The following is a 7668-nucleotide window of genomic DNA, read 5'->3' on the forward strand; positions in this document are numbered from 1 at the left end:
ATTGCAGGTCGGTCTTTTTGTGTTATGTGAAACTTCAGACTGTTCTGATTATTGGTCGAGTCATTGACATGACACCCTCTGCTTGTTACCATAACATCAATATTCTTTTATAAAAGAGAAAGCGAGTGGATAACATGTGGGAGAACAAATTTGCTAAAGAGGGTTTGACGTTTGATGACGTCTTACTCGTACCCCGTCGTTCGAGTGTCTTACCGCGCGACGTTGATTTATCTGTCACGCTATGTGAAGGGATCACACTTAATATTCCGTTGATCAGTGCTGGGATGGATACAGTCACAGAAGCTCCGATGGCAATCGCAATGGCACGCCAAGGTGGTCTTGGTGTTATTCATAAGAACATGTCAATGGAAGAACAAGCAGAACATGTCGATCGCGTCAAACGTTCTGAAAATGGTGTCATCACGAATCCGTTCTATTTAACGCCAGAGCGTCAAGTCTACGATGCTGAGTATTTAATGAGTAAATATCGCATCTCAGGTGTTCCGATCGTTAACAACGAAACAGAGCGTAAATTAGTAGGGATTTTGACGAACCGTGATCTTCGTTTCGTTAAGGATTATTCGACCGTCATTGAAACAGTAATGACAACAGAAGAACTCGTGACAGCAAAAGTTGGTACGTCCCTCGCAGAAGCAGAACAGATTCTCCATAAGCATCGCATCGAAAAGTTACCACTCGTTGATGAGAACGGTGTGTTAAAAGGATTAATCACGACAAAAGATATCGAAAAAGTCGAACAGTATCCACATGCTGCGAAAGATCAATTCGGTCGTTTACTTGTCGCAGCAGCTGTCGGTGTGACGAAAGACGCTTCAACACGTGCGAAGTTCCTGGTCGATGCAGGTGTTGATGCACTCGTCGTCGATACAGCTCACGGTCACTCAGAAGGTGTTCTCGTCAAGGTACGTGAATTACGTGAAGAATATCCAAACTTACCAATCATTGCAGGCAACGTTGCGACTGCAGAAGCAACACGCGATTTGATTGAAGCCGGTGCATCTGTCATTAAAGTCGGTATTGGACCTGGTTCGATTTGTACGACACGTGTTGTCGCAGGTGTCGGTGTACCACAAATCACAGCCGTTTTCGATTGTGCGACAGAAGCACGAAAACACGGCGTTTCGATTATCGCTGACGGTGGCATTAAGTACTCTGGGGATATCGTGAAAGCACTTGCTGCTGGTGGTCACGCTGTCATGCTCGGAAGCTTGCTTGCAGGAGTAGAAGAGAGCCCAGGTGAGATGGAGATCTATCAAGGACGTCAATTCAAGACGTACCGTGGTATGGGTTCTGAAGCATCGATGAAACGCGGTAGCCAAGACCGTTACTTCCAAGAAGCAGACAAGAAGTTCGTTCCAGAAGGAATCGAAGGAAGGGTCGCTTACCGTGGTAAACTCGGTGACTCAGTGTACCAACTCGTCGGTGGTATTCGTTCAGGTATGGGATACTGTGGTGCTGCGACGTTAGAAGAATTGCGTGAAGAGACACAGTTCATCCGTATGACGGGCGCTGGTTTGCAAGAAAGCCATCCGCACGATATTCAAATTACCAAAGAAGCCTCTAACTACACACGTCAATAAACAAAAGCCTCGTCTTTCTCTAGCAGAAAGGCGAGGCTTTTTTTATGATGATCTATGCAGATTCCATGCGTCTATCAATAATTGTAATCCTTCCGTCAACTCATGCTCAGAGAGACTCGCAAATCCAAGAACGATTTGAGGCGTATTGGAGAGAAGCGGTAACTGGGCATATTGAGAGAGACCGTATACTTGGATGCCTTGTTGTTGTGCCCGCTTTACTAGCTCTTGCTCCGTCATTCCGTTCGCTACGGAAACGACAACATGGAGTCCAGCACTTTCGCCAGTCAACCGTAAAGCAGGGATCCGACGAAGCGATTGGATCAGCACATCTAGTTTACGACGATAGACTTTACGCATCCGATTAAGATGTCGTTCAAAGTCGCCCTCTTTCATGAAACGTGTCAAGATCGTTTGATCAAAGCGCGAGACACTACAGGTATAATGGGATAATTCGGCTTGATACTGTGCGCGTAAGACTTCCGGTAAGACCATATAACCGATCCGTAGTGAAGGCATGAGCGATTTTGAGAAGGTACTCATATAAATGACACGATTGCTGTCCATGTTGTGAAGAGACGGGATCGATTTACCACTATAGCGGAATTCGCTATCGTAGTCGTCTTCGATGATAAAACGGGTCGGATCCATCGCCGCCCAGTTCAACAACTGGTGTCTTCGATTGACGGACAGGATGCTACCTGACGGAAACTGATGTGCCGGTGTGACATACATGACATCGACATTTGATTCCTGCAGTTGATCGATGCGTAATCCATTCGCATCGACACGAATCGGTTCAATCATTCGTTCATGATTTTCAAGCAAGAGGCGTGTCGTATGATAACCGGGATCCTCGATGCCATACGTGACGTTTCGTCCTAGTAAGAAAAGAACGATGGGCAACAGTTGCTCGATACCTGAACCGACGACGATCTGTTCCGGAGAACAGACAACACCACGTGAGTGATAAAGATAGGTCGCAATCTCTTCACGCAACGTTTGATCGCCTTGCGGATGACCGAGCGAGACGAGTGGATGGTGATCGGTATCGATGATGTCTTTGGCATACTTTCGCCAACGGGTGAACGGGAAAGAGATCCCTTCAATCTTACTTGGATGAAAGTCATACGTGATGACCGGTTTTTCTTTAGTCACACGCGGTTCGATGACGGGTGAGGTTTTGACGTAAGCAAGTTCCTCATAGGCAAGAACGAAATACCCTTTACGCGAGATGGATTCGACATAACCTTCTGCGACAAGTTGTTGATAAGCAAGTTCAATCGTCGTTTGACTTAAGTTCAAGAATTGACCGAGCTTTCGTTTAGAAGGCAATTTTGTGCCGTAGGCTAAACGCCCGACGATGATTTCGTTTCGAATCTGTTGATAAAGTTGTTCATAAAGTGGTTTCTCTTGATCGCGTGTAAGTTGAAACGATAGCATGTCCATCTCGTATGACTCCTTCATAATAAACTGACCTGTTGAAATCATCATAAACTGATACTTTTAAAAGTGTCAACGTTCCGTATACTAAAGGGGTGAAAGTCAACCAAGGGGGAATGGATATGGAACGTCAACAAGGTACGGATCGTGTCAAACGTGGAATGGCTGAAATGCAAAAGGGTGGCGTCATCATGGATGTCGTCAATGCGGAACAAGCAAAGATTGCGGAAGCAGCAGGAGCTGTCGCAGTCATGGCACTCGAACGTGTCCCGTCAGATATTCGTCGTGACGGAGGTGTGGCACGGATGGCAGATCCGTTGGTCACGGAAGAGGTACTTGGAGCAGTCTCGATCCCCGTCATGGCAAAATGCCGGATTGGTCATATCGTCGAAGCGCGTGTCCTTGAATCGATGGGGGTCGATTTCATCGATGAGAGCGAGGTACTGACTCCGGCAGACGAGCAATATCATTTACTGAAATCGGAGTTCACCGTACCGTTCGTCTGTGGCGCACGCGATCTTGGGGAAGCCGCTCGCCGGATTGCCGAAGGAGCGGCGATGATTCGGACGAAAGGCGAGCCTGGAACCGGGAACGTCGTCGAAGCCGTTCGCCATATGCGACAAATTCAAGCGCAGTTGAATCAGATTTTGCATGTCAGTCCAGATGAATTGATGACATTTGCGAAAGAATGGGGTGCGCCGTACGAAGTATTACGTGATATTCGGACACAGGGACGTCTACCGGTCGTCAATTTTGCAGCCGGGGGAGTTGCGACACCAGCTGATGCCGCTCTCATGATGCATTTAGGGGCAGATGGTGTCTTCGTCGGATCGGGGATCTTTAAATCAGAACACCCAGAACGTGTGGCTCGGGCGATTGTCGAAGCCGTGACGTACAAAGATGATTTTGAACGGATCGCCTCTTTATCCAAAGGGCTCGGAACAGCGATGAAGGGAATCGATGTCACTTCGATGCCGTTTGAGGAACGGATGGCGACACGCGGATGGTAATTGGTATTCTGGATGTTCAAGGTGCAGTCCGTGAACATCAACAGCAGCTGGAAGGTCTTGGTGTCGATGTCGTTCTAGTCAAACAAGCGAGTGATCTTGCAGGGCTGGATGGACTCGTCTTACCAGGAGGCGAATCGACCGCGATGCGTCGATTGATCGAACGTTATGAATTGCTGGAACCGCTTCGGGAAAAAGCGACGACGCTACCGATGTTCGGGACATGTGCCGGAATGATTCTACTCGCAACCGCTGTCGAAGCAGGTCAGAGCCATCTCAACGCAATTTCGATGACGGTCCGTCGAAATGCTTTTGGTCGACAAATTGATTCATTTGAAGGATTGCTACCGGTTGAAGGAATTGAGGAACCAATCGAGGCAGTATTCATTCGAGCGCCATTGATTCTGTCTGTCGGGGAAGGAACACGCGTGATTGCGAAAGTCGAAGATCAGATCGTTGCCGTCGAGACATCATTACACCTCGCGTGCTCATTCCACCCTGAATTGACAGAGGATGATCGTTTGCACCGCTATTTTTTACAAAAAATCAAACAGCGGCAGTCCGTCCGTTCATAAAGTGTGGAAGCATCTGACAGGTTCTACTGTCAGGTGCTTCTTTTGTGCTACACTATTTGTAAAATGAATGATTGAGTGAAGGAGAGACACGATGAAACGAATCTTGCTACTCTGTTTAAGTGTCCTGCTGGTCGTAGGTTTTCCTACAACTGGACAAGCGGCACCTTCGATTCAAGCAGAGTCTTACATAATGGCCGATGCGGTCACAGGAAAAATCCTCCTTCAATCGGAAGCGGATGTTTCTTTACCACCGGCTTCGATGACAAAGCTGATGACGCTTTATCTCGTTCGACGACAAATCGAATTAAAAAATCTGACGTGGGATCAAAAAATCAAACCGAGTGCAAAAGTGTTGAAGCTTGCGAACACGTCCGGCATCGCTCGTGTTCCTGTTAAAGCAAAAACATATACGGTTCGTGAGATGTATAACGCGGCGTTCATTAAATCAGCCAATGATGCAGCTGTCATGTTAGCCGAAACGGTATCCGGTTCAGAGGCGACATTCGTTGAAAAAATGAATGAGACAGCGAAACAGTTTGGTATGAACGATACGGAGTATGCGAATGCATCCGGACTTGATGCTGTCGATGCGACGCTTCCAGGAACAAATCTGATGACAGCAACGGATATCGCGTTACTCGTCATCCGCTACATCAAGGATTATCCGGATGTACTGGATGTGACGAATAAAACACAGATGAAACTTGATGGAGAGGTCTTGAATAACTCGAATAAGATGCTGGCGAAGGAAAAATTCGCATATGCTGGCATGCGGGGGATGAAGACAGGAACGACCGATTTAGCAGGTTACTGCTTCGCGAGCGTAACGACGCGGGATAATATGACACTTGTCACGGTCGTCATGCGAACGGATTCCGATCAAGCCCGTTTCAAGGAAACGAAAAAGCTACTCGACTATGGTTTTGCGACGTTTGAGCCGTTGACGTATTACGGAAAAGGGGAACGGATCAAAGACGCTCTTCCGATTAAAGGGGCAACTATCCGGCAGTTAGACGTCGTCACGGACGGTTCGTTATACATCACGGTCTTAAAACAAGCGAAGACGCGGGAACCACGGTTCGACTTCTCAAAAACAACAGCTCCTGTGACGAAACAAGAAATCGTCGGTACGGTACAGGTCGCGGACGATGGGGTCTATCTACCAGGTTTTGAGACACCGCGTGTGAATTTGTATAGCGCAACTGCCGTTCCACTTGCGAGTGTTCCGACACGCCTCGTCCGCGCTTGGACGGCTTGGTCGAAGCAAATTGAACAAGCGATTCAACAATCGGCTCTTGTCAACTTCCAAGACGATGGTGTAAAGTAAGACTAATCTCATAAAGATGCTATGAACGGACCAAGTAGATGTATCGATACTGTTAAGAGAGCTAGTGGGTGGTGTGAACTAGTCAGATCGATGGATTGAATCGAGCCGGATCGCACACCTTGCGAACAAGGTGCGGGTACGCCCGTTATCGCGTCTTAAGTTGGCTAGATGTGTCTAGCAATGAGGGTGGCAACGCGGATCCAGGTGATTCGTCCCTTTTCGGTAGGAATACCGGAAAGAGACGAGTCGCCTTTTTTTATGACATAAAGGAGGAATTGAAGATGATTGATATTAAACGATTACGCCAAGATTTTGACGCCATTCAAGAAAAGTTAGCGCACCGAGGAGAGGACTTGACGGACATGAACCGTTTCCTTGCACTTGATGAGAAGCGTCGAGAACTGATTGCGCGGACAGAAGTGTTGAAAGCAGAACGAAATGAAGCGACGAAAAAAATCGCTGAACTGAAACGCAATAAAGAGAATGCAGATGAAGCGATTGCTGCGATGCGTAGTGTCGGGGACGAGATCAAGACGCTTGACGACGAATTACGTGACGTCGAAGCGACATTGAATCAACTTCTCCTCGGTATTCCTAACATTCCACATGACAGCGTACCGGTCGGTTCTTCTGAAGATGACAATGTCGTCATCCGTGAAGTCGGTGATAAACCAGCGTTTGATTTCGAAGCGGTTCCGCACTGGGATTTGATGGAGCAATTAAAGATCGTTGACGTAGAGCGTGCTGGAAAGGTCACAGGTAGCCGGTTTGTCTTTTATCGTGGGGCAGGGGCACGTCTTGAGCGGGCATTGATCAACTTCATGATGGATCTCCATCAAGATCAGCATGGCTACACAGAGATCTTGCCGCCACTCATGGTCAACCGCGATTCAATGACAGGAACAGGACAACTGCCGAAATTCGAGGAGGATGCGTTCAAGATTGAAGAGACGAACTACTTCCTCGTACCGACAGCAGAAGTTCCAGTGACGAACATGCACCGCGAAGAAATCCTGACTGCAGATCAGTTACCGATCGGCTATGCCGCATACAGCCAATGTTTCCGTTCAGAAGCTGGTTCTGCCGGACGCGATACACGCGGTTTGATCCGTCAGCACCAATTCAATAAAGTTGAACTCGTTCGTTTCGTCAAACCAGAAGAATCTTACGAGCAACTTGAATTGTTAACGGGACAGGCAGAGACAGTCTTGAAAAAGCTGAAACTGCCGTATCAAGTATTGAGCATGTGTACAGCTGATCTTGGATTCACGGCTGCAAAGAAATACGACATCGAAGTCTGGATGCCGAGTCAAGGCGTCTACCGTGAAATCTCTTCTTGTTCAAACTTTGAAGATTTCCAAGCACGCCGAGCGCAAATCCGTTTCCGCCGCGAAGCGAACGCAAAACCAGAATTCGTTCACACGTTGAATGGTTCTGCCCTTGCAGTCGGTCGGACAGTTGCTGCGATCTTAGAGAACTACCAGCAAGCGGACGGATCAGTTGTTATTCCAGAAGTGCTTCGTCCATACATGGGTGGTCTTGAAGTGATTCAAGCTTAAGTCAGAAGGGGGAGTAATCCCCCTTTCTGTATTTTAAAAAGTTTTTTTAGAAAAGGTCTTTACACGTCAAAAGGCAGATGCTATCATAATTAATGTCAGGAAAACAGACAGGTCATCATGATCTGGTAAGAAGTACGGAGGCGTACTCAAGTGGTTTAA

Annotated in this window: 6 protein-coding genes and 1 other annotated feature; of the genes, 5 read left to right on the top strand and 1 reads right to left on the bottom strand. The window is 47.5% G+C overall.

The window, feature by feature from the left end; translation table 11 throughout:
- Positions 1–134: 134 nt before the first annotated feature.
- Complete coding sequence (gene guaB, locus B4F99_RS01410) at positions 135–1601, top strand: IMP dehydrogenase (RefSeq protein ID WP_214856859.1); 1467 nt, start codon at positions 135–137, stop codon at positions 1599–1601.
- 42 nt (positions 1602–1643) lie between these two features.
- Here the strand turns inward: guaB and B4F99_RS01415 are convergent, their stop codons facing one another.
- A complete protein-coding gene (locus B4F99_RS01415) occupies positions 1644–3047 on the bottom strand; it encodes a PLP-dependent aminotransferase family protein (protein ID WP_214856861.1) in 1404 nt (467 codons plus the stop codon).
- 116 nt (positions 3048–3163) lie between these two features.
- Between B4F99_RS01415 and pdxS the strand changes: the two genes are divergently transcribed.
- The 4 genes from pdxS (at position 3164) to serS (ending at position 7509) form a co-directional block, all read left to right on the top strand.
- Entirely contained in the window at positions 3164–4051 is an 888-nt protein-coding gene (gene pdxS / locus B4F99_RS01420; RefSeq protein ID WP_290754896.1) for a pyridoxal 5'-phosphate synthase lyase subunit PdxS, read from the top strand.
- Entirely contained in the window at positions 4045–4623 is a 579-nt protein-coding gene (gene pdxT / locus B4F99_RS01425) for a pyridoxal 5'-phosphate synthase glutaminase subunit PdxT (RefSeq protein WP_290754898.1), read from the top strand. Before pdxS ends, pdxT begins: the two co-directional genes overlap by 7 nt.
- A 91-nt stretch (positions 4624–4714) precedes the next feature.
- Positions 4715–5950: a D-alanyl-D-alanine carboxypeptidase family protein gene (locus B4F99_RS01430; RefSeq protein WP_290754899.1), complete on the top strand. Its 1236-nt coding sequence runs from the start codon at positions 4715–4717 to the stop codon at positions 5948–5950.
- 12 nt (positions 5951–5962) lie between these two features.
- Positions 5963–6170, top strand: a binding site (T-box leader).
- Positions 6171–6231: 61 nt separating this feature from the next.
- Positions 6232–7509, top strand: coding sequence for a serine--tRNA ligase (gene serS, locus B4F99_RS01435; RefSeq protein WP_035409899.1), 1278 nt, complete (start codon positions 6232–6234; stop codon positions 7507–7509).
- The last annotated feature ends 159 nt before the right edge of the window (positions 7510–7668 follow it).

Origin of the sequence: Exiguobacterium sp. UBA3491, from assembly GCF_002377745.1 — a bacterium.
GTDB lineage: Bacteria > Bacillota > Bacilli > Exiguobacteriales > Exiguobacteriaceae > Exiguobacterium_A.